Source organism: Streptomyces monashensis, assembly GCF_001866665.1.
Lineage (GTDB): Bacteria > Actinomycetota > Actinomycetes > Streptomycetales > Streptomycetaceae > Streptomyces > Streptomyces monashensis.
The window spans coordinates 93,359-114,789 of sequence record NZ_MLYO01000024.1 but is presented as its reverse complement, the minus strand read 5'-3'; the positions used below and the strand labels follow the sequence as shown (position 1 = coordinate 114,789).

Annotated in this window: 18 protein-coding genes; 6 read left to right on the top strand and 12 right to left on the bottom strand. The window is 73.0% G+C overall.

The features are described from left to right. The 5 genes from BIV23_RS14190 to BIV23_RS14170 all read right to left on the bottom strand — a co-directional run bounded on the left by BIV23_RS14190 (nt 1) and on the right by BIV23_RS14170 (nt 6,843). Nucleotides 1–1,965 carry an ABC transporter permease gene (locus tag BIV23_RS14190; protein ID WP_107471157.1) on the bottom strand — a complete coding sequence of 655 codons (1,965 nt, stop codon included), beginning with the start codon at nt 1,963–1,965 and terminating at the stop codon, nt 1–3. Next, the gene (locus BIV23_RS14185) at nt 1,965–3,062 is read right to left on the bottom strand and encodes a quaternary amine ABC transporter ATP-binding protein (RefSeq protein WP_071381171.1); all 1,098 of its coding nucleotides are present in this window, start codon (nt 3,060–3,062) and stop codon (nt 1,965–1,967) included. The genes BIV23_RS14190 and BIV23_RS14185 overlap by 1 nt, the downstream gene beginning before the upstream one ends. Further along, nucleotides 3,059–4,615, bottom strand: a complete 1,557-nt coding sequence (locus BIV23_RS14180) for a GMC family oxidoreductase (protein WP_071381170.1) — start codon at nt 4,613–4,615, stop codon at nt 3,059–3,061. The genes BIV23_RS14185 and BIV23_RS14180 overlap by 4 nt, the downstream gene beginning before the upstream one ends. 44 nt (nt 4,616–4,659) lie before the next feature. Continuing rightward, a complete protein-coding gene (locus tag BIV23_RS14175) occupies nt 4,660–6,180 on the bottom strand; it encodes an aldehyde dehydrogenase family protein (RefSeq protein WP_071381169.1) in 1,521 nt (506 codons plus the stop codon). Between the two features lie 180 nt (nt 6,181–6,360). Further along, entirely contained in the window at nt 6,361–6,843 is a 483-nt protein-coding gene (locus BIV23_RS14170; RefSeq protein ID WP_071381168.1) for a MarR family winged helix-turn-helix transcriptional regulator, read from the bottom strand. A 224-nt stretch (nt 6,844–7,067) separates the two neighbouring features. Between BIV23_RS14170 and BIV23_RS14165 the strand changes: the two genes are divergently transcribed. Continuing rightward, nucleotides 7,068–7,922, top strand: a complete 855-nt coding sequence (locus tag BIV23_RS14165) for a DUF5707 domain-containing protein (RefSeq protein ID WP_071381167.1) — start codon at nt 7,068–7,070, stop codon at nt 7,920–7,922. A gap of 116 nt (nt 7,923–8,038) precedes the next feature. On the opposite strand, the gene BIV23_RS14160 is transcribed toward BIV23_RS14165, so the two are convergent. From BIV23_RS14160 to BIV23_RS14145, 4 genes are all read right to left on the bottom strand, one after another. Beyond that, a complete protein-coding gene (locus BIV23_RS14160) occupies nt 8,039–9,028 on the bottom strand; it encodes a malate dehydrogenase (RefSeq protein WP_071381166.1) in 990 nt (329 codons plus the stop codon). A gap of 444 nt (nt 9,029–9,472) precedes the next feature. Then, nucleotides 9,473–10,819, bottom strand: a complete 1,347-nt coding sequence (locus BIV23_RS14155; RefSeq protein WP_071381165.1) for a helix-turn-helix domain-containing protein — start codon at nt 10,817–10,819, stop codon at nt 9,473–9,475. Between the two features lie 145 nt (nt 10,820–10,964). Further along, on the bottom strand, nt 10,965–11,438 hold the full coding sequence (locus BIV23_RS14150; RefSeq protein WP_071381164.1) for a DUF3017 domain-containing protein: 474 nt from the start codon (nt 11,436–11,438) through the stop codon (nt 10,965–10,967). Next, complete coding sequence (locus BIV23_RS14145) at nt 11,425–12,282, bottom strand: bifunctional methylenetetrahydrofolate dehydrogenase/methenyltetrahydrofolate cyclohydrolase (RefSeq protein WP_071381163.1); 858 nt, start codon at nt 12,280–12,282, stop codon at nt 11,425–11,427. Before BIV23_RS14145 ends, BIV23_RS14150 begins: the two co-directional genes overlap by 14 nt. Nucleotides 12,283–12,546: 264 nt before the next feature. Here BIV23_RS14145 and BIV23_RS14140 point away from each other — a divergent pair, with 264 nt between their 5' ends. From BIV23_RS14140 to BIV23_RS14125, 4 genes are all read left to right on the top strand, one after another. Then, a complete protein-coding gene (locus BIV23_RS14140) occupies nt 12,547–13,131 on the top strand; it encodes a proline-rich domain-containing protein (RefSeq protein WP_071381162.1) in 585 nt (194 codons plus the stop codon). Nucleotides 13,132–13,280: 149 nt separating this feature from the next. Continuing rightward, complete coding sequence (locus BIV23_RS14135; RefSeq protein ID WP_071370064.1) at nt 13,281–14,018, top strand: FHA domain-containing protein; 738 nt, start codon at nt 13,281–13,283, stop codon at nt 14,016–14,018. Continuing rightward, the gene (locus BIV23_RS14130) at nt 14,015–15,580 is read left to right on the top strand and encodes a serine/threonine protein kinase (RefSeq protein WP_071381161.1); all 1,566 of its coding nucleotides are present in this window, start codon (nt 14,015–14,017) and stop codon (nt 15,578–15,580) included. Before BIV23_RS14135 ends, BIV23_RS14130 begins: the two co-directional genes overlap by 4 nt. 100 nt (nt 15,581–15,680) lie before the next feature. Beyond that, nucleotides 15,681–16,166 (top strand): hypothetical protein, encoded by a 486-nt coding sequence (locus tag BIV23_RS14125; RefSeq protein ID WP_245790519.1) that lies wholly within the window; start codon nt 15,681–15,683, stop codon nt 16,164–16,166. Between the two features lie 58 nt (nt 16,167–16,224). Here the strand turns inward: BIV23_RS14125 and purH are convergent, their stop codons facing one another. Both purH and purN read right to left on the bottom strand, forming a co-directional pair. Beyond that, nucleotides 16,225–17,799 carry a bifunctional phosphoribosylaminoimidazolecarboxamide formyltransferase/IMP cyclohydrolase gene (purH, locus tag BIV23_RS14120; protein ID WP_071381160.1) on the bottom strand — a complete coding sequence of 525 codons (1,575 nt, stop codon included), beginning with the start codon at nt 17,797–17,799 and terminating at the stop codon, nt 16,225–16,227. After that, nucleotides 17,796–18,434 carry a phosphoribosylglycinamide formyltransferase gene (gene purN / locus BIV23_RS14115; protein ID WP_071381159.1) on the bottom strand — a complete coding sequence of 213 codons (639 nt, stop codon included), beginning with the start codon at nt 18,432–18,434 and terminating at the stop codon, nt 17,796–17,798. Before purN ends, purH begins: the two co-directional genes overlap by 4 nt. Nucleotides 18,435–18,703: 269 nt before the next feature. On the opposite strand from purN, the gene BIV23_RS14110 reads away from it, so the two are divergent. After that, nucleotides 18,704–19,540 carry a hypothetical protein gene (locus BIV23_RS14110; protein WP_071381158.1) on the top strand — a complete coding sequence of 279 codons (837 nt, stop codon included), beginning with the start codon at nt 18,704–18,706 and terminating at the stop codon, nt 19,538–19,540. Between the two features lie 27 nt (nt 19,541–19,567). Here the strand turns inward: BIV23_RS14110 and BIV23_RS14105 are convergent, their stop codons facing one another. Next, on the bottom strand, nt 19,568–21,418 hold the full coding sequence (locus BIV23_RS14105) for a cell division protein PerM (RefSeq protein ID WP_071381157.1): 1,851 nt from the start codon (nt 21,416–21,418) through the stop codon (nt 19,568–19,570). Between the last annotated feature and the right edge of the window lie 13 nt (nt 21,419–21,431).

Here is a 21,431-nt window from a genome sequence, read left to right as displayed (position 1 = left end):
TCAGGCTCCCTTCGTCGCGCGGCGTTCGGTCGGCTGGGTCACCCGGTCCAGCATCAGGCCCAGGCAGACGATGGCGGCACCGGCCACCAGGCCGGTGGCGAGGTCGCCCTGGGCGAGGCCGAAGGCGACGTTGTAACCGAGGGCGCCGCCGCCGACCAGGCCGCCGATGATGACGACGGCGAGCACCAGGACGACGCCCTGGTTGACGGCGAGCAGCAACGAGCGGCGGGCGAGCGGGAGCTGGACCTGCCACAGCTGCTGGCGGCCGGTCGCGCCGAGCGAGCGCGCCGACTCCAGCGCGGCCGGGTCGACCTGGCGCAGGCCCTGTGCGGTGATCCGGACGACGGCCGGGAGGGCGTAGACGACGGCGGCGGCCACGGCCGGGGCGCGGCCGACGCCGAACAGCGCGACGACCGGGATCAGGTACACGAACTGCGGCATCGTCTGGAAGACGTCCAGGACCGGGCGCAGGGCGCGGTCGACGCGGTCGCTGCGGGCGGCGGCGATGCCGGTCGCGAAGCCGAGGACCAGGGTGACGGCGACGGCGGCCAGTACCTGCGAGAGGGTGTCGAGGGCCGGGTCCCAGACGCCGAGCACGCCGATCGCGGCCATCGCGAGGACGGCGGTCACGGCGGTGGCCCAGGTGCCGATCAGCCAGGCCAGCGCGGCGACGATCAGCAGCACGGACCACCAGGGCAGCCACTGCAGGCCGCCGCGGACCGGGTCCAGGACCCAGGTGGTGAAGTGGCCGGCCCAGTCGGCGGTGCCGCCGATGACCGGGACGCCGGAGTAGAGGTGGGCGGTCATCCAGTCGACGGCGCTGTTGACCGGCGCGGCGATGCCGAGGGTCCAGCCGGTGGGCCAGTTCAGGCCGTGCAGCAGACGGGCGGCGAGGGCGACGGCCGCGGTGACGGCGAGGGCGTACACCCAGCCGATGGTGCGCGGCGTCCCGGGCGGCGCCGTCAGTGCCGTCTGTGCCCTGCGGTCCTCGCCCGCGGCCGCGGTCACGCGGTCCAGGACGATCGCGAGCAGCACGATCGGGATGCCGGCCGCGAGGGCCTGGCCGACGTCGACGGAGGCGAGGGCCTGGTAGACGCGGTCGCCGAGGCCGCCGGCGCCGATGACCGAGGCGATGACGGCCATGGACAGCGCCATCATGATCGTCTGGTTGAGGCCGAGCAGCAGTTCCCCCCGGGCCAGCGGGATCCGGGCGGTCAGCAGCCGCTGGCGGCGGGTGGCGCCGAGTGACTCCACGGCCTCCAGGACTTCGGGGTCGGCGCCGCGCAGGCCGAGCGAGGTGAGGCGGGCCATCGGCGGGGCGGCGTAGACGACGGTGGCGAGCACGGCCGCGGGGACGCCGATGCCGAAGACCAGGACGACGGGGAGGAGGTAGGCGAAGGCCGGGAGCACCTGCATGGTGTCCAGGACCGGGCGCAGGGCGCGGTCGAGGCGGTCGGAGAGCCCGGCGGCGAGGCCGAGCAGCACGCCCACGAGCACGGACGCGAGCACGGCCGCGACCATCAGCGCGAGGGTCTGCATGGTCGGCACCCACATGCCGAGCGCGCCGCACGCCAGGAAGGCGGCGGCCGTGCCGGCGGCGAGCCGGACCCCGGCGACGCGCCAGGCGACCAGCGCGCCGAGGACCGTGACGCCGGTCCAGCCCAGGGCGAGCAGGGTGAGGTAGACGGCGCGGACGCAGAGGACGACGGCGTTGCTGATGTAGCCGAAGAAGTACAGGAACAGGGGGTGGCTGTCCCGGTTGTCGATGACCCAGTTACTGGCCGACGTGAGCGGCTTGGCCAGACTTACGGTCAGCTCGTGCGGCCAGGCGCCGTTGCCCCAGCGGCCGAGGACGGGCAGCAGGACCGCGGTGAGGAGGGCGAGCAGCAGGAGCTTGCCCGCGGCCCGGCTCCTGAGCATCTTGGGTGTGGCGCCGCGGGCGGCCGACACGGTGAGCGCTGCCATCAGACGGCCTCCGGGGTGCTGCTCGGCAGGTCCGTGACGCCGGCGACCACGTCCAGCAGACGCTCGTGGTCGACGACGCCCAGGCACCTGCCCTCGTCCATCACGCGGGCCGGGGCGCCCGCCCGGGCGACGGCCTCGATGGCCTCGGCGACGGTGGCGTCGGGGCGTACGGCCGGGCCGCCGTCCTCGTCGGAGGCGGCCGGGCGCATGGCGGTGCGGACCGTCATGACCTGCTCGCGCGGGACGTCCCGGACGAACTCGCGCACGTAGTCGTCGGCCGGGGAGCCGACGATCTCCTCCGGGGTGCCCAGCTGGACGACCTTGCCGTCGCGCATCAGGGCGATCCGGTCGCCGAGCTTGAGGGCCTCGGCGAGGTCGTGGGTGATGAAGACCATCGTGCGGCCCTCCTCGCGGTGCAGCCGGGCCACCTCGTCCTGCATGTCGCGGCGGATGAGCGGGTCGAGGGCGCTGAACGGCTCGTCGAAGAGCAGCACCTCGGGGTCGACCGCCAACGCCCGTGCCAGACCCACGCGTTGGCGCTGGCCGCCGGAGAGCTGGCTGGGGCGGCGCTGCTCCATGCCCTCCAGGCCGACCTTCTTGACGACCTCGGCGGCGCGGGCGCGGCGCTCGGCCCTGCCGATGCCCTGGATCTCCAGGCCGTAGGCGACGTTGTCGAGGACGGTGCGGTGCGGGAGCAGGCCGAAGTGCTGGAAGACCATCGCGGCGCGGTGCCGGCGCAGTTCGCGCAGCCGGGTCTTGTCCATGGCGCGGACGTCCTCGCCGTCGATGGCGATCGTGCCGGCGGTCGGCTCGATGAGCCGGGTCAGACAGCGCACCAGGGTGGACTTGCCGGAGCCGGACAGGCCCATGACGACGAAGACCTCGCCCTTGCGGACGTCGAAGGAGACGTCCCGGACGGCGGCCGTGCAGCCGGTGCGGGCGCGCAGGTCGGCGGGGTCCAGTGCGGTGAGCTCGGCGTCGGCGGGGACGCGCTCGGCCTTCGGGCCGAAGACCTTCCACAGACCGGAGACGGAGAAGACGGGCGCGTCGGCGTCGGTGGCGGTGGGCGGCTTGCGCGTGGGGACGGTGGCGCTCATCGGGCATCACCGCCCAGCTCGACGGCCTTCTCCCCGATCAGATCGACGGCCTTCTCCCCGACCATCAGCACCCCGATCATCGGGTTCACGGCGGTCATCGTCGGGAAGACGGACGCGTCGGCGATCCGGATGCCCTGCATGCCCCGGATCTTCAACTCCGGGTCCACCACGGCGAGTTCGTCGTCGGCGGCACCCATCCTGCAGGTGCCGGCCGGGTGGTAGACGGTGTGCGCGACCTTGCGGGCGTACTCGCTCAGCTCCTCGTCGCCGGTGACCTCCGGGCCGGGGGCGACCTCGCGCGCCAGCCACCCGGCCAGCGGCTCGGACTTCGCGATCTCGCGGGCGATGCGGATGCCGTCGACCAGGGTCCGGCCGTCGTAGTCGTCCTCGTCGGTGAAGTACCGGAAGTCCAGCGCGGGCTTGACCTCGGGGTCGGCGCTGGTCAGGTACAGCCGGCCGCGGGACTTCGGCTTGGGGATGTTCGGGGTCATCGAGACGCCGTACGCGGGGCGTTCGTAGCCGAGGCGCTCCGGGTTGTCCGTGAACGGGATCTGGTAGAAGTGGAACATCAGGTCCGGGCCCGCGTGCTCGGGGTCGCGGCGCACGAACAGGCCCGCGTCGGAGTCCATCGCGGAGTTCTCCGGGATCGGCCCGTGGGTCTCCCAGACGATGACCGACTCGGGGTGGTCGAGGAGGTTCTCGCCGACGCCCGGCAGATCGTGGACGACCGGGATGCCGAGGGCCTCCAGGTCCTGGCGCGGGCCGATGCCCGAGTGCATGAGCAGGCGCGGGGAGTCGACGGCGCCGGCGCAGAGCACGACCTCGCTGCGGGCGCGTATCAGCAGTTCCTCGCCGTCCTTGGTGCGCACGTGCACGCCGTCGGCGCGGGTGCCGTCCAGCTCCAGCCGGTACGCCCACGTCTCCAGGAAGAGGTGGAGATTGGGGCGCTCGTCCATCACCGGGTGCAGGTACGCCACCGAGGCGGAGGAGCGCTTGTTGTTCTCGGGGTGGTAGGCGAGGTCGAAGAAGCCGACGCCCTCGGTGAAGGGCTTCTTGTTGAAGCCCTCGACGCGCGGGACGCCGAGCGCCGCCTGGGCGGCGTCGACGAAGTCGCGGGCGATGGCGTTGCGGTCCTTCTCGTCGACCGGGACGATGTTGTTCTTGAGCCGGGCGAAGTACGCCTCCATCGGTACGGCGCCCCAGCCCTTGGCGCCGGCCTCCTCCCACTCGTCCCAGTCGGACGGCAGCGGCTTGAAGGAGATCAGGGTGTTGTGCGAGGAGCAGCCGCCGAGGACGCGGGCGCGGCTGTGCCGGATGCGGGAGTTGCCGCGCGGCTGCTCGACGGTCGGGTAGTCGTAGTCGAGGTCGCCGCCGAGCAGGCCCATCCAGCGGCGCAGGGTGAGCACGTCGTCGCGGTCGACGTCGGTGGGGCCGCCCTCGATGACGGCGACGGTGACGTCGGGGTTCTCGGTGAGGCGGGAGGCGATGACCGAGCCGGCCGTGCCGCCGCCGATGACGACGTAGTCGTAGAGGTGAGAGGGGGTGTGGGACATGGGGGTACTCCGAACGGACTTGCTGCGTGGGGGCGTTGAGGGGGTCAGCCGGCGAACCAGCGCACGGGCCGGGGCGCGAGGTTCTGGTAGACGTGCTTGGCCTCGCGATACTCGGCGAGTCCGGCGGGACCCAGCTCGCGGCCGGTGCCGCTCCTGCCGAAGCCGCCCCACTCCGCCTGCGGGAGGTAGGGGTGGAAGTCGTTGATCCAGACCGTGCCGTGGCGCAGCCGCCCCGCGACCCGGCGGGCCCGGCCCGCGTCGACGGTCCAGACGGCGCCCGCGAGGCCGTACTCGGTGTCGTTGGCGAGCCGGACGGCCTCGTCCTCGGTGCGGAAGGTCTCGACGGTGAGGACGGGTCCGAAGACCTCCTCCCGGACGACCTTCATGTCGCGGTGGCAGGCGTCGAGGATCGTGGGCTCGTAGAAGTACCCGGACTCCGGGCGGACCTCGCTCGGCTCCGGCCGCCTGCCGCCGCAGCGCAGCACCGCGCCCTCGGCGAGCGCGGAGGCCACGTAGCCCTCCACCTTCTCGCGCTGCTGCGCGGAGACGAGCGGGCCGCACTCGACGCCGTCGGCGGTGCCGCGCCCGAGCCTGATCTTCTGGGCCCGTCGGGCGAGTTCGGTGACGAAGCGGTCTCGGACCGACTCCTCGACGATGAGCCGGGAGCCGGCCGAGCAGACCTGGCCGCTGTGGATGAAGGCGGCGTTGAGCGCCTGGTCGACGGCCGTGTCGAAGCCCTCGTCCGTGGCGCAGGCGTCGGCGAAGACGACGTTGGGGTTCTTCCCGCCGAGTTCGAGCGCGACCTTCTTCACGGTGGGCGCGGCGGCCTGGGCCACCTTGACGCCGCTGACCAGGCCGCCGGTGAAGGAGACCAGGTCGACGTCGGGGTGCTCGGCGAGCCGGGCGCCGACAGTGTGGCCGGGGCCGGTGACGAGGTTCGCCACGCCGTCGGGCAGCCCGGCCTCGGCCAGCAGCCCGATCAGCGCGATGGTGGTCATCGGGGTGATCTCGCTGGGCTTGAGCACGAAGGTGTTGCCGGCCGCGAGCGCCGGGGCGACCTTCCAACTGGCCTGGAGCAGCGGGTAGTTCCAGGGCGTGATGAGCGCACAGACGCCGACGGGCTCGTGCACGACGACGCTGTGGACGTCGCTGGAGCCCGCGTCCACGACCCGGCCGGGCGCCTCGGCGGCGACCAGGCCGGCGAAGTAGCGGAAGGCGTCGGCGACGCAGTCGATGTCGACGCGCCCCTCTTCCACGGTCTTGCCCGCGTCCCGGCTCTCCAGCAGGCCGAGCGCCTCGCGGTCGCGCACGAGCAGGTCGGCGACGCGGCGCAGCAGGGCGGCGCGCTCGGCGACGGGGGTGGCGGGCCATGGCCCCTGGTCGAAAGCCTGCCGGGCCGCCGCGACGGCCCTTTCCGCATCCTTCTCGTCACCCTCGGCGACCACGGCGAACGGCCGGGCGTCCGCGGGGTCCAGGATCTCGCGTGTCGCACCCGAGACCGCCGCCAGCCACTCGCCCCCCGCGTGGATGGTCGCCTGGGCCTGTCGTGCCGTTCCGTTCGCCATGATCGGTGTTGCCTTCCGTTCCTGATCCATGCCCCTGCGTCACACAGCTGCCACGCTCGGGGACCGCGTCCGCCTGCCCCGGGCTCACGAAAGGCATGCGTAATCAGTGACCGAAAGTGCGCCGCGTCACTGAAAATGCGGCCGAAAAGGGACAAAAGGCGGGCGGTTGAACCGGACCGGTCAGGGAGACAGCTCGGCCTGGCCGCCGAGGTTGCGGATCATGCGGCGCAGGACGTCCAGCGTGGTGGCGTAGTCCTCCTCCGGAACGCCGGCATGGATCTCGGCGCGTACCCGCTTGAGGACGTCGACGGCACGCCGGGTGGCCGCGCGTCCGGCGTCGGTCGCGCGCACCCGCCCGGCCTCGTCGGCGCTCAGCCACGCCCGTGCGGTCAGGGCGTCGATCGCCCGGCCGATCTCCTCCGGTCCGGCGTCGAGGTGCGCGGCCAGGCGGTTCTGGAGCTCGGCCCGGGTCCGGGGAGCGTGTTCGGCGGCGATGTCCTTCAGGACCCACCACTGCGGCTGCGTGAGATCGATCCCGGCCAGCGCGCCGCGCAGATGGCGCACAACGGCCTGATGGGCGACCCAGGTCCAGTACCCGACGGGCTGAACGGCCGAGGGGGCGGCGGCCGGCGGGGAGGCGGGGGAAGCGGGGGCGGTCGTCATGGGGGCCACGCTAGGAGCGGCGGCGCCGGGGCGCCTCGCACGCGCCGCGAACGGGTGAGGGCCGAAGGCGCGGCCACCCCACGCTTGGAATTCCTTCACCTCGCGTACAACTGTTTCTTACCTTCGCGAGTCTCCGCATCCGAGCCAACAGGCTCCACATCACTGCCGTGCCGCCACGCAACCCCCACTGAGCGTGCGACACGCTGTCCATTTGGGGAACGCAGATGCGCATTCGAGCCAGCCTGGCCACCGCGACCGTGTCCGGTGCCGTGGCGCTCACCTCTCTCGTCGCCCCGGCCGCGCACGCGGCCGACAATCCGGCGGGCACCGCCGCGAAGCTGGCGGCGGCGCCCTCCGTGGCCGCTGTCCCGGCCGACGACGTGCAGGGCGACACCAAGATCACCAAGGTCACCGTCAACGCCGGCACGGACCTCGTCGTGGGCGTCGGCAAGAAGTCCTTCACCATCTACGTGACCGCGAACGACCCGTCCGGCATCTACACCGCCGGCGCCTTCCTGTGGCACGGCACCACCCTCGACGGCGACAACCCCGACGTGGACGGCGTCCTCGCCACGGACCAGGACGCCACGTGCGACAAGTGGAGCGCCACCGCCGCCACGTGCAAGATCACCATTACGGTCGATCCCACCAGCGACCTGTACGACAGCTCCCTGAACGGCAGGTGGAACGTCGCCGCGTGGGCGGTCGGCAACGACTCCGACTACATCCAGAAGAACACGTACAAGAACCACTGGGTGAAGCGCGCCGCCGGCTTCAGCGGCTTCGACGCGAGCCCGGAGCCGGTCTCCAAGGGCAGGACCATCACGGTCACCGGCACGCTGAACCGGGCGAGCTGGACCTACCTGAAGTACTACGGCTACGGCAGCCAGCCCGTCCAGCTGCAGTTCAAGAAGGCGGGCGCGAGCTCCTACAGCACCGTCAAGACGGTCACGTCGTCGTCCAGCGGCTACCTGAAGACCACGGTCACCGCCTCGGCGGACGGCACCTGGCGCTTCCACTACGCGGGCAACAGCACCTCGTCCGTCGCCGACGCCTACGACTACGTCGACGTGCGCTGAGCACACCCGCACAGGGCGCACAGCACGTAGCACGCAGCACATGGCCAGAGGCCCCGGAATGCTCCGGGGCCTCTGGTCGTACGGGGTCGCCGCGGCGAACTCGCCGGGAGCGTCGCTCAGATGAGGCCGAGCGCGCGAACCGCCTCGCGCTCCTCCACCAGCTCCTGCACGGACGCGTCGATGCGGGTGCGGGAGAACTCGCTGATCTCCAGGCCCTGGACGATCTCGTACGCGCCGTTCCTGGTGGTGACCGGGAAGGAGGAGATGAGGCCCTCCGGGACGCCGTAGGAGCCGTCCGACGGGATGCCCATGGAGGTCCAGTCGCCCTCGGCCGTGCCGTTGACCCAGGTGTGCACGTGGTCGATGGCGGCGTTGGCGGCGGACGCGGCGGAGGACGCGCCACGGGCCTCGATGATCGCGGCACCGCGCTTGGCGACGGTCGGGATGAACTCGTCGGCCAGCCACTTCTCGTCGTTCACGGTCTCGGCGGCGTTCTTGCCGGCGACCGTGGCGTGGAAGATGTCCGGGTACTGGGTGGCGGAGTGGTTGCCCCAGATGGTCAGGCGCTTGATGTCGGCGACCGTGGTGCCCGTCTTCTTCGCGAGCTGGGTCAGCGCGCGGTTGTGGTCGAGGCGGGTCATCGCGGTGAAGCGCTCGGCCGGGACGTCCGGCGCGGCGGCCTGCGCGATGAGCGCGTTGGTGTTGGCCGGGTTGCCGACGACGAGGACCTTGATGTCGTCCGCGGCGTGGTCGTTGATGGCCTTGCCCTGCGGCTTGAAGATGCCGCCGTTGGCCTCCAGCAGGTCACCGCGCTCCATGCCCTTGGTGCGGGGGCGGGCGCCGACGAGCAGGGCTACGTTGGCGCCGTCGAAGGCGACGTTCGGGTCGTCGGAGATCTCGATGCCCTGCAGCAGCGGGAAGGCACAGTCGTCCAGCTCCATGGCGGTGCCCTCGGCGGCCTTCAGCGCGGGCGTGATCTCCAGGAGGCGCAGCTTGACCGGCACGTCCGCGCCGAGCAGCTGGCCGGAGGCGATGCGGAAGAGCAGGGCGTAACCGATCTGGCCGGCCGCGCCGGTGACGGTGACGTTCACGGGAGTGCGGGTCATGGCGTTCTCCGTAAGGACAGCTGGCGGTGGGGCTTCCCGGCCCCGGGCGGATGATCGATCTCTTGGCGTCAAGAGATCGATCCAGCGGTCAGGCTATCGCGCATCCGGCATGCGAGACGTACCGGGCCGTGTGGCTCGCCCCACAAGGCGGCCACTCGACGGAAACCCGGCCGTCATCCCGTTCCGGTCCCGCCGCGAACTGCCCTGTACCAGCGCCGACCTGGCCCCGGCCCGGCCGAACGAAGCGGCGGCCGCCGGTCCGGGAGAGGGGGACGGAAGGCGGCCGCCGATGGGGGAGGTACCGGCTCACCGGACTCCCGTGGGGGTACCGTTCGCGTGCCCAGGATTCCCCGGGCCATGCACGCCGTACCGGAATTTCACCCGCAGGATGTCACGCGGGCGCGACTTCCCCCGTTTCGGCACGGTGTGCACCCCGTCGGCCCGTCACCTCGTGCACCCCCTCCGCCCGGAGGCGAGGGTCGCGCACGCCTTCGCCTGGGCCGCGTCCTTCACGGCGACCATCGGGGTGTACGCGATGGCGTCGCCCACGGCGGTGATCTCCCCCGACTGGCGGACCGTGCCGGCCGAGACCTCCACCTTGTCGCCCTGCGTGGCGCCGGTGATCCGGCCCCAGGCGGCGCCGCAGGCCTTGCTGTAGCGGACCTCCAGGGTGGCGGCGCCGACGGCGGCGGTCCTGGCGGTGCTCACCAGGTCGCCGCTGCACCCCATGGCCTCGGCGTCCTTGCCGGTGCACGCGGAGCCGGCGCACTTGACCCCGGGCGGCGGGCTCGTGTTCCGGTCGGCCGTGGGCGACGGCGGCCTGGCCGCGTCCGGGTGCTTGGCGCCGTCGCGGTGGGTGAAGAAGAAGACGCCGCCGATGATGACGAGCACGCCGACCAGCCCCGCGAGGAACATCGTCACCTGCTGTCGCCTGCCGCCCCCCTCGGCGGGCCGGGGCGCCCGGGCGGCGTCGTGCGACGCCGGGCCGCCCGGCGTCGGGGCGGCCCCGCCGGCCACCCCGCTGCCCCGCACCCCGGCCCCGACACCGAAGCCGGCGGCGGGGGCGGAGCTCGAGCCGGAGCCGGCGGCGGAGCCGGCCCCCGGGCCCGTGCCGGGCCGGGCGCTCGTCCTGGACGGGCCCTGATACCCGGCCAGGCCCCAGGAGTTCACGGAGCCGCGGCCCGAAGCCGCTTCGGAGCCGGCGTCCGCGCTCTCGGGCGAACCGCCGCCGCTGCCCGAGCCGTCGGCGAGGCCGCTGCCCGCGCCACCGCCCGCACGGCGTCCCGTCCCGTCCCGGACGTCCGCGTCCGGTCCGGAGGGCTGCACGGGAATCGTCGGCGACACACCGGCCGGTCCGGCGATGCCCGGGGTCGCCGTGGCGCTGCCGTTCTTCCGGCCGGACAGGCCCGGCAGCCCCTGCCCCGACGGCCCCCCGGTGGCCTCCGCCGCGCCGAAGTCGCCCAGTGCCGCGCGGGCCTGGGAGATCCGGATCGCCTCCATGGTGCGGTCGTGCCGCATCTCCGCGCGGCTCCAGGCGCGTTCGGCCAGCTCCCACATCGTGGTCAGATGGACGGGACTGGTGCCGGTCACCTCGGCGAGCGCGACGACCGCGCCCTTCGGCGCGAGGAGCCGGCCGCCCAGGTAACGCTCCCAGGACGTCTTGCTGTAGCCCGTACGGTCGGCCAGCGCGGCGACGCTCAGCCCGCTGCGGTCCACCAACCGCCGTATCTGGCTGGTGAATTCCTTGATCTGCGGGTCCAGATCCTCGGGCAGGTCCTTCCAACGAGGCATCGCTTCCCCCCTTGCTCTCCCCCGGCACGTCCCGTCCTGGCTACCCACAAGGATGCCGTGCCTAAGGATCCCAGTTCCCGCAGTGGGAGCGCGCGGGGGCACGGACGGCGCGCGGCACCGCGGAAGCCGGAGCGACCGGGCGCCGCTACGTGTTGCTGAGCGTGACGTGCAGGAGATCCTTCAGGAACGGGACGTGCAACCACGGATGCGGCTGGACCATCATCGCGAACAGGACGATCGCGAGGCCGAGGACGCCGTAGGTGACGATGTCCGTGAACCGGGAGCGGACGGCGAGCATCCCGACGCTCGGCAGGAACCAGCGCATGCCCGCACCGGCCAGCAGCGCGGCGCCGATCAGCAGGGTGCCGGAGCGGAACGTGCCGAGCGCGGTCAGCAGCAGGCCGAGCGCGACCGTGCCCACCACGACCAGCATCGGCCACTGGCGGGCGGGGGCCGGCGAGGCACCCGACGCGGCCCGGCCACCGCCCTCGGGCCTGGCGGTGTCCCGGGTGATCCGCGGAAAGCGGCGCGTGGTCCTCCCGGGCCGCTCCCCGGAATCCCGGTGCGGCTCGCGGCCGGCGCGGGTGAGGGCCCCCGCGCGGGCGTCATCGGCCGGCACTGCGCTCCGCCGCCTCGACCACGTTGACCAGCAGGAGCGCCCGGGTCATCGGGCCGACACCGCCGGGGTTCGGGGAGATCCAGCCGGCCACCTCGGTCACGTCCGGGTGGACGTCGCCGACGATCTTGCCCTCGGCGTTGCGGGAGACACCGACGTCCAGCACGGCGGCGCCCGGCTTGACGTCCTCGGCGCGGATCAGGTGCGGGGAGCCGGCCGCCGCGATGATGATGTCGGCCCGCTTGAGGTGGGCGGGCAGATCGCGGGTGCCGGTGTGGCACTGGGTCACCGTGGCGTTCTCGCTGCGCCGGGTGAGCAGCAGCGGCATCGGCCGCCCGATGGTCACGCCCCGCCCGACGACGACGACCTCGGCGCCCTTGATCTCGACGCCGTGGCGGCGCAGCAGGGTGAGGATGCCGTTGGGGGTGCAGGGCAGCGGCGCGGGCTCGCCGAGGACGAGGCGGCCGAGGTTCATCGGGTGCAGGCCGTCGGCGTCCTTGGCCGGGTCCATCAGCTCCAGGACGCGGTTCTCGTCGATGCCCCTGGGCAGCGGCAGCTGGACGATGTAGCCGGTGCAGGCCGGGTCCTCGTTGAGCTCGCGGACGACCGCCTCGATCTCCTCCTGCGAGGCGGTGGCGGGCAGTTCGCGCTGGATGGAGGCGATGCCGACCTGCGCGCAGTCGCGGTGCTTGCCGGCGACGTACTTCTGGCTGCCGGGGTCGTCCCCGACCAGGATCGTGCCGAGGCCGGGCGTGACGCCCTTCTCCTTCAGCGCCGCCACGCGGGCGGTCAGATCGGACTTGATCGCGGCTGCGGTGGCCTTGCCATCGAGAATCTGGGCGCTCATACCCCCATCCTCGCGGATGACCCGCCCCCGGTTCCAATCCGGGTGCCCGGTCGACGTACCATCCCGCCCAACTGTTGATCAACTGTGTTGCACTTGCACAACACCTCCACTCCTCGGCTGGACAAGGCCATATCCGGTCAAGAACGATGAGGACACAGTGCAGCGGGCAGCTCATCGGGGGGACGGACCGCATCTGTAGAAACGCTTCCTCCGTGCGAGTGCCGCGCCTCGTCCCCGCACTCGACCAAACGGAGGAACACCGCCATGAGCTACGGCGACCCGAACAACCCGTACGGCCCGCCCCAGCAGCAGGGCTACGGCTACCCGCAGGGCCAGCAGCCGGGGTACGGCTACCCGGCGGCGCCGCCGGTCCAGCAGCCCGGTTTCGGCTACCCCGCCGCCCCCGCCGTGATGCCGGGCGGAGTGAAGGCCGCGCGCGTGTTCCTGTACATCCTGGGCGGCTGCCAGGCGATCGGCGGTGTGGTGATGATGGTGGCCAGCAGTTGGTTCGCCAAGCGGATCAGCGACGTCATGTCGTCGGACAGCAGCGTCTCCTCGTCGGACGCCGACAAGGCCGCCAGCATCGGCGCGGGCGTGATGATCGGCTTCGGCGTCATCGTCCTGGCCTTCGCCTTCTGGGCGGTCTTCACCGCCGTGAAGTTCTCCACCGGCCGCGGCGGCGCCCGTGTCTCGGCGATCGTCTATGCCTCGCTCGTCACGCTGTTCAGCGTGCTCAGCCTGCTCGGCGCCAACATATTCGCCCTGATCAGCCTGGTGCTCGGCATCCTGATCATCGTGTTCTGCGCCAACAAGGGCGGCAGCTACTGGTTCAACCGACCCAGCTACTGACCCACGCGACCGTACAGTTCGCGCCATTCACCACGAGGGCCGCGTCTCACCCGTCAAGGGGGAGGCGCGGTCCTCGTGTGTCCGCCTAGGCTGCCCGGGGTAGCCGTACTGTCCGACCCGGCTAACCGTCAGGCACGGGGAGACACACCGTGTACAGCATCATCGTCGTACCTCCGCCGACCACGGAGGACGACCGCCAGCAGATCCGGCTCGCCCCCGGCGAGCGCCTCAGTTTCGGGCGCGCCCCCGGCAGCGGTCTGCCGATCCCGCACGACGGGGTCTCGCGCCGGGCGGGCGAGATCGTCGCGCAGGGCACGTTCTGGATACTGAGCAACCTGTCCGCGCGGCAGACGTACGTCGTGGAGAACCCCGAGGGCGCCGGCGAGCACATCAAGGTCGGCCCGGGCCGCCTCGACGCGCCCGTCCCCTTCGAGTTCTCCCGGATCGTCCTGCCCGCCGCCGGCGATCTGCTGCCCGTCGAGGTGTGGGCGCCGCGCCACGACTATCTGGACGACGACGCGGAGCCGGACGGCGAGGCCACCGCGGCCGCGTTCTCCGTCGACCGTACGAAGCGCTACTTCGCCGTCCTGGCCGCCCTGTGCGAATCGCGGCTGCGCGGCGACCCGCACGCCCCGCTGCCCACGGTCGACCAGGTCGTGGACCGGCTGCGCCCCGCCTGGCCGGCCGCCTCGCGCACCTCGGTGCAGTGGAACATCGACTACCTGGCCGTGAAGCTGCGCCTCAAACCCGGTCCGGAGAGCGCCGATCCGGGACCCCGCCTCAACGGCAAGAAGGAGTCCCTGGTCTCGCTGGCGCTCCGCTTCGACGTGGTGCGGGAGGACGACCTCGTCGTCCTGTCCGGCTCCGCGAGCCGGGCGGCCCGGTGACCGAGCCGTACGCCGTCCCCGTCCCCAAGGGCTACCGGGTCGGCGTCTGGGAGGTGCGCGAGCCGATCGCGACGGGCGCCTTCGGCAGCGTCTACACGGCCCGCCGCACCGAGCGGTCGCCGGACCTCCCCGACTCCGCCGCGCTGAAGTTCCTGCCGACCGGCACCAACACCCCGCGCCAACTGTCCCATCTGCGCGAGCTCGTGGAGCGCGAGGTCACGCTGTACCGACGCCTGGAGCGGCCGCGTCTGCTCCGTATGTACGACACGCTCGTCGTGGACGACCCCGGCCGCCCCGTCCTCGACGGCGCCACGGTCCTCGTCCTGGAGAAGGCCGAGGGGTCCCTGTCCGTCCTGCTCTCCGCCGCCCCGCGCCCGGACGCCGGCCCCGCCCTGCTCGCCCAGATCTGCGAGGGTCTGGCCCAGCTGCACGCGGCGGGCTGGGTCCACGGAGACCTGAAACCGGCCAACGTCCTGCTCATGGCGGACGGTTCGGCCCGGCTGGGCGACTTCAACATGGCCGCCGAGCTGGAGGGCACCCACGCCTACACCCCCGCCTTCTCCACCCCCGACTACACCCCGCCCGAGCTGCTGTGGGCGGAGATCGGCGACCGCGGCCGGCGCATCCGCCCCTCGGCCGACGTCTGGGCCTTCGGCGTGCTCGCCCACCTCGTCCTCACCGGCGCCTTCCCGCTGCCCGGCGCGACCGCGACGGCCCGCCGCGACGCGGCGACGAGCTACGCGCGCGGCACCGACGAGCTGCGCCTGTCGCCCGAACTCCCCGACGCCTGGCGGGAGATCGTCCGCGACTGCCTGGCCCGTACGCACGCGGACCGCATCACGACGGAGCCGTTGCTGCGCCGGGTCGAGGCGGCGGCGGGCACGGGCGATCCGTCGCGCCTGCCCCGCCTGCCGCGCCTGCTCCGGCGCCGCAGGCGCCTGCCGGCGGCGGTCGCGGGCGTCGTCGCCGCCGCGGCCCTCGCCTACGGCGTCAGTGTCCTGACCGACGACGGGAGCACGCACGCAGGCTCGGACGGGAGCGGCGTCAGTGCCGCGCGGGCCGCCGCCCAGGCGCGTTACGGCGCCTCCGAACTCCGTACCGACCAAGGCGTTCCGGTGCAGTACCGCCGTCTGATCGTGGACTCCGCCCACGCCTGTTCCGAGCCCGATGTGACGCCCGCGCTCATCGCGGCGATGCTGAAGTCCGAGAGCGACTTCGACCCGAACCTCTCCGACCCCGGCAAGCAGGAGTTCGGCATCGCCCGCTGGACCCCCGCCATCCTGCGCTGGTGGATGCGGGACGACGGCGTCCCCGCGTCCGCGACCCCCACGCCACCGCTGTCTCCTTCCGTCTCCGTCCCGGCCATGGGCCGCTACCTGTGCTACATCGACAACCATCTGAAGTCCGGCCTGCCCGGGGACAAACGGGTGCTGGTCTCCGCCGGCTACCGCACGTCGGTGGAGAAGGTGAACGACACGGGCGGAGTTCCCCCGAAGTACCGCGACTACTGCGCCCGTGTCGCCCACTACCTCAAGGAATACGCGCCCTCCGGCAAGAAGTGACCCTGAGACTTCACAGGTACCGGCGGGCGGCGGGCGCTGCGACGGTGAGGACCACTCCGCCACGGCGGAGTGACCACACCGTTCGTGCAGCACCGTTCACATGGGGGAACACGTGAACATCGTCAAGCCCGCCGCGCTTCTCGTCGCGGCCACCGCCCTCGTCGCCGGCTCCACGGTCGCGGCCGTCGCCGACAGCGGCCCGGACGGCACCCGGGTCACCAGCGTCCAGCAGGTCGCCGACCACGTCCTCGCCGGGCACCCGAAGGTGCTCTCGTCCTCCGCCGACCGGGTCCGCTACGACGGACTGACCGTCCGGAAGGCCCCGCGGGGCACGAGGGGCGCCAAGGACCTGAACTGCGCCTACGGTCACCTCTGCATGACCGTCAACGGCACCGACTTCGACTTCTACAAGTGCCAGACCTGGACCGTCTCGAACTGGACCGGCGACGGCCCGTTCGTCAACAACCAGACGCCGGGCACGGTCGCGAAGTTCTTCAACCAGGACGGCAGCGTCCGCTGGACGTCCACGGCCTACCAGTCCGGCACGGCGACGTGGGACCCGATCTACTCCCTGCGTCCCTGCTGATCTGAGGGACCGGCGGTCTCCGGCCCCCACGGGGGAGGGCCGGAGGCCGCCTCGCATGTCAGTGGAAGAAGTGACGCGTACCCGTGAAGTACATCGTCACGCCCGCCTTCTTCGCGGCCTCGACCACCTGCTCGTCGCGGATCGAGCCGCCCGGCTGGACGATCGCCCGGACGCCCGCGCCGATCAGGATCTCGGGGCCGTCGGGGAAGGGGAAGAAGGCGTCGGAGGCGGCGTAGGAGCCCCGCGCGCGCTCCGCACCGGCCCGCTCGACGGCGAGCTTGCAGGAGTCCACGCGGTTGACCTGCCCCATGCCGACGCCGACCGAGGCGCCGTCCTTGGCGAGCAGGATGGCGTTGGACTTGACGGCCCGGCAGGCCTTCCAGGCGAAGGCGAGGTCCGCCAGCTCCTCGGGGGACAGTGCCTCGCCGGACGCCAGCGTCCAGTTGGCGGGGTCGTCGCCGTCGGCCTGGAGGCGGTCGGTGACCTGGAGCAGGACACCGCCGTCGATCTGCCTGGCCTCGACCCGGTTGCAGGGCGCGCTCGGGGCCTTCAGGACGCGGATGTTCTTCTTCTTGGTGAGGGCTTCGAGGGCCCCCTCCTCGTAGTCCGGGGCGACGATGACCTCGGTGAAGATGTCCGCGACCTGCTCGGCCATCTCCTTGCTGACCGGACGGTTCACGGCGATCACACCGCCGTAGGCCGAGACCGGGTCGCAGGCGTGCGCCTTCCGGTGCGCCTCGGCGACGTCCGAACCGACCGCGATGCCGCAGGGGTTGGCGTGCTTGATGATCGCGACGCAGGGCTCGTCGTGGTCGTACGCGGCACGGCGCGCGGCGTCCGTGTCCGTGTAGTTGTTGTACGACATCTCCTTGCCGTGCAGCTGCTCGGCGGCGGCGAGGCCTCCCCTGCCGTCGACGTAGAGGGCGGCCGGCTGGTGCGGGTTCTCGCCGTAGCGCAGGGTGTTCTCGCGCGCGAAGGTCGCGCCCAGGAAGTCGGGGAACGACGACTCGTCGACGGGGGCGTAGCCGCGCGCGAACCACGAGGCGACGGCCACGTCGTAGGACGCGGTGTGCTGGAAGGCCTCGGCGGCGAGCCGCTTGCGGGCGGTGAGGTCGAAGCCGCCGTCCTTGACGGCCGCGAGGACGTCGGCGTACCGCCCGGGGCTGGTGACCACGGTGACGGAGGGGTGGTTCTTGGCGGCGGCGCGGACCATCGACGGGCCGCCGATGTCGATCTGCTCCACGCACTCGTCGTCGCTCGCGCCCGAGGCGACGGTCTCGCGGAACGGGTAGAGGTTGACGACGACGAGGTCGAACGGCTCCACACCCAGCTCGGCGAGCTGCTCGCGGTGGCTGTCCAGCCGCAGGTCGGCGAGGATGCCCGCGTGCACCTTCGGGTGCAGGGTCTTGACCCGGCCGTCCAGGCACTCGGGGAAGCCGGTCAGCTCCTCGACCTTGGTGACGGGGACGCCGGCGGCGGCGATCCGGGAGGCCGTCGACCCGGTGGAGACGAGCTGGACGCCGGCCTCGTGCAGCCCCCGCGCAAGCTCTTCCAGCCCGGTCTTGTCGTAGACGCTGACGAGCGCGCGACGGATGGCCCGCTTGCTGCTGCTGTCGCTGGTCTGGGCGGTCACTGGATAACTACCTTTCGTCCCTCAATGCGATAGCCGTTGCGGGCGAGGCGCCCCACGACCTCGACGAGCAGCCTTCGCTCGACTTCCTTGATGCGCTCGTGCAGCGCGCTCTCGTCGTCCTCGTCCCGGATCTCGACCACGCCCTGGGCGATGATCGGGCCGGTGTCGACGCCGTCGTCGACGAAGTGGACGGTGCAGCCGGTGACCCTGGCGCCGTAGGCGAGCGCGTCGCGCACGCCGTGGGCCCCGGGGAAACTGGGCAGCAGGGCGGGGTGCGTGTTGACGAACCGCCCGCCGAACCGCGCCAGGAACTCCTTCCCGACGATCTTCATGAACCCGGCGGAGACGACGAGGTCGGGCTCGTGGGCGGCGACGGCCTCGGCGAGCGCCGCGTCCCACTCGTCCCGGGTGCCGTAGTCCTTGACCTTCCGCACGAAGGTCGGCAGCCCGGCACGCTCGGCCCGGGCGAGCCCCTCGATGCCGTCACGGTCGGCCCCCACGGCGACGATCTCGGCGCCGTACCGATCGGCTCCGGTGCGCGCGATCTCGTCGAGGAGCGCCTGAAGATTGGTGCCGGATCCGGAGACCAGCACGACGAGGCGCTTGACCGCGGGGGCAGCGGGGGTGGCGGCCACGGTGAGGCCCTTTCTCGGTTCTGTTCGGCTTTTCCCGGTCTTGTACATTCGTACGAATGCTTCGCGCCCCTGGATACGGGGAACCCTACGAAGCAGCCGACCGCCAGCAACGATACCGGCACACTGGACGGCCCCCTCGGGACGGGGGCGTGGCCGGAAGGTAGCGTTCGGGAGGAACCTGCTCGGGAACGCGCACGCTGTGCCATGCGTTTCCGGGGTGGAAGCTCACGTCGGACAGCCGAATTCACCCAGGGGAAGACGCTCTCTTGATGCCCCATCGCAGCCTGCGACTCCGCACGTTCACTCCGCGCCCGGCCCGGGGAGGCGAGAGCGGGCGCGGCGCCGCGCTGCTGCGGGAGCGGCCGTCCTCGCCGCCGCAGGCCCCGCGCGAAGGCCGGGACGGCGACGGGCACGGCGAGGGCCACGGCACGGGGCAGCAGGACGACAACCCCTTCGCCCCTCCCCCGGAGGGCACCCCGGACAACCCCTGGCGGCCCCGGCACCACGCCGGCTCCCCGGGTTCGGGCCCGGGCGACTCCGGCCGCGGCTCCGGCAGCGGCGGCCCCGAGGGCGGCTCCCCGTGGGGCAACCAGTGGAGCGACCGGCAGCCCGGCCGTTCCTCCGGCGGCGGCTTCGGTGAGCGGCCCGGTCCCGGCCGCGGCCCCCAGGGCCCCGGCGGCGGCCAGACCGGCGGCGGCATGCGCTGGGACCCGACGGACCCGGCCCAGCGCCGCGCTCGCTACGCCCTCCTGTCGGGGATGTGGGCGGTCTTCTTCGCCCTGTTCAGCTGGCCTTACGTGGCCCTGCTCCTGGGTGTGCTGGCCCTGTACTGGGGCGTCAGCGCCCTGCGCGCCAAGCCCCGCACGCCGGGCCCGGACACCCCGCCGGCCCCCGGTGCCGGCCGCCCCCAGGTGACGGCGGCGGTGGGCGGCCTGGTCACGGCGTCCCTGGCCCTGATGCTCGTCGCCTCGACCTTCACCGTCCAGTTCGTCTACCGCGACTACTACACGTGCGTGAACGACGCCCTGACCCACGAGGCCAAGCAGTCCTGCGACACCCTGCTGCCGCAGCAGCTGCGCGGGGTGCTGGGGGTCGGGAACAGCTGAAGTACCCCCTGCGGGGCGCGAGTTGGGTCAGGGCGCTTCGGCGGGGGGAGGCGGGGGCACGTCCTCCGGATCCGGTGCGGGGCCGTCGGGCCCGGCGGTCGCCTCGGGCCCGGTGGTCTCGTCTGCCGTTTCCCGCCGGACGGCCGTCTCGTCTCCCGTTTCCCGCCGGGCAGCCGTCTCGTCTCCCGTTTCCCGCCGGACGGCCGTCTCGCGCAGGGCCGCCCAGCGGGAGGTGCGCGCGAGATCGTCGTGCCAGCCCGGAGGATACGGGTCGTCGGCCGGGAGGAAGTCGTACAACTCCTCCTCGGGGACGCCGGGCCCGACCGACCCGGACTCGGCCTCCTTGCCCTTGGCGGCGCCCTTGGTCCTGCCTCTGCCCCCGGCGTCGTCCTTGGTCTCGGGCGCCCCCTGCTGCCCGGCTCCGGACGCGGCCTCCCCCTCGGCCCGACCCTGCCGGCCCTGCTCCTCGGCCTCCGTCTGCTCCCCCTCCCTGTCCTGCGCCGGCATCGCCCCGCCCCGCACCCACCACGTCCGCAGCCGCCACGCCCGGACCACCAGCGCCACCGGCATCCCGAACACCGCCGTCCAGACCGCCGCCGCGCCCCCGGTCCGCCAGCCCACCGGCCCGAAGCGGGCCAGCGCCGCCACGCCCAGCGGGCCACCGGACAGCTCGGCGAGGAGCATGCAGCCCGCCCCGCAGACCAGCGCCGTCAGCAGGACCACCCCGGCGGTGCGAGCCGCCGACCAGCGGGCCGCCGCCCGCTCCCCCTGCCGCGCCGGCCGCTCCAGCGCGCCCCGCGCCACGAACCACCCCGCCGTCAGCCCGGCCGCCACCGGCACCGCCCCCGCCGCCCAGTTCAGCTGCGACCCGGCCCCCGCGTCGGGCACCGCCGCCAGCAGCGGGAACGGCGGCAGCAGCGGGGCCGGATGCGAGGCGAAGGGATGCACCAGGTGCCCGGCGCCGAGGAGGAAGCCGGGGCCGAGGGCGTACGACGCCGCCCACATCGCCGCGTTGGGGACCAGCGCGACCCCGAGCAGCAGCACGGCGCACCGCCCGGTCCAGCCCTCCGTCAGCTGGAGGAAGGACGCCCGCGCCGCCCCGCCGTGCCACACCGTCGACGCCCCGACCAGGGCCGCCCCGCCGCCGAGCAGCACGGCCGTCGCCGCACCGGCGGCCCGTACGGCCGTGCCCAGCCGCCGCCACCCGTCGGTGCCGGACACCGGCCGCCGCACCTGCCCCGGCAGCATCCGCCACACCTTCAGCACGGGCTCACGCGGACGGCCGTACGCCGTCCACACCCCCACCGCCGCGGTGACCGCCACGACGAGCGGCAGACACATCGCCACCCACGGCCACGACGGCCGCAGTTCCGCGCCCGCGCAGTACAGGGCGGCCGGGAAGCCGACGGCGAGATAGCCGAGGACCACCCCCGTCCACACCGTGCGCGCGGGCACCAGCGGCGGCGCGTCGGCGTCGCAGCGGAGGTCGAAGTCGCAGTCGGAGTCGGCGGGCGCGTCCACGCCGTCCCGGGCCGCCCGGTAGACCAGCCACACCGGCAGCGCGAGCAGCAGCAGCGGGGTCACCCCCACGGGCAGGTGCGCGCCGGAGAGCGTGTCCGTACGGACCAGTTCGACACCGTGCGCCAGCAGCCACAGCGCGGCGGCGACGTGCAGCGCGCCGCCCGGACCGCTGTCGGGATACGGCGACAGGACCCACAGCCCCATCACGAGCACGGCGAGCGAGCCGAGCCCCAGCCCTGCGGCGACGGCACCGCCCAGAAGGCTCGCGGCCAGTCCGGGCGAGCGGTCGCGCAGCCGGGTCAGCAGGGTCGACAGCGACGGTCGGCGGCGAGCGGTCATCAGGGTCACGCCCGCCATGCTGCCAACGACA

Coding starts and splice junctions, on each gene's coding strand:
- BIV23_RS14190 (WP_107471157.1), bottom strand. CDS start 1,965: ATGGCAGCGCTCACCGTGTCGGCCGCCCGCGGCGCCACACCCAAGATG.
- BIV23_RS14140 (WP_071381162.1), top strand. CDS start 12,547: ATGAGCTACGGCGACCCGAACAACCCGTACGGCCCGCCCCAGCAGCAG.
- BIV23_RS14155 (WP_071381165.1), bottom strand. CDS start 10,819: ATGCCTCGTTGGAAGGACCTGCCCGAGGATCTGGACCCGCAGATCAAG.
- BIV23_RS14145 (WP_071381163.1), bottom strand. CDS start 12,282: ATGAGCGCCCAGATTCTCGATGGCAAGGCCACCGCAGCCGCGATCAAG.
- BIV23_RS14185 (WP_071381171.1), bottom strand. CDS start 3,062: ATGAGCGCCACCGTCCCCACGCGCAAGCCGCCCACCGCCACCGACGCC.
- BIV23_RS14105 (WP_071381157.1), bottom strand. CDS start 21,418: ATGGCGGGCGTGACCCTGATGACCGCTCGCCGCCGACCGTCGCTGTCG.
- BIV23_RS14110 (WP_071381158.1), top strand. CDS start 18,704: ATGCCCCATCGCAGCCTGCGACTCCGCACGTTCACTCCGCGCCCGGCC.
- BIV23_RS14165 (WP_071381167.1), top strand. CDS start 7,068: ATGCGCATTCGAGCCAGCCTGGCCACCGCGACCGTGTCCGGTGCCGTG.
- BIV23_RS14175 (WP_071381169.1), bottom strand. CDS start 6,180: ATGGCGAACGGAACGGCACGACAGGCCCAGGCGACCATCCACGCGGGG.
- BIV23_RS14125 (WP_245790519.1), top strand. CDS start 15,681: ATGGGGGAACACGTGAACATCGTCAAGCCCGCCGCGCTTCTCGTCGCG.
- BIV23_RS14170 (WP_071381168.1), bottom strand. CDS start 6,843: ATGACGACCGCCCCCGCTTCCCCCGCCTCCCCGCCGGCCGCCGCCCCC.
- BIV23_RS14160 (WP_071381166.1), bottom strand. CDS start 9,028: ATGACCCGCACTCCCGTGAACGTCACCGTCACCGGCGCGGCCGGCCAG.
- BIV23_RS14180 (WP_071381170.1), bottom strand. CDS start 4,615: ATGTCCCACACCCCCTCTCACCTCTACGACTACGTCGTCATCGGCGGC.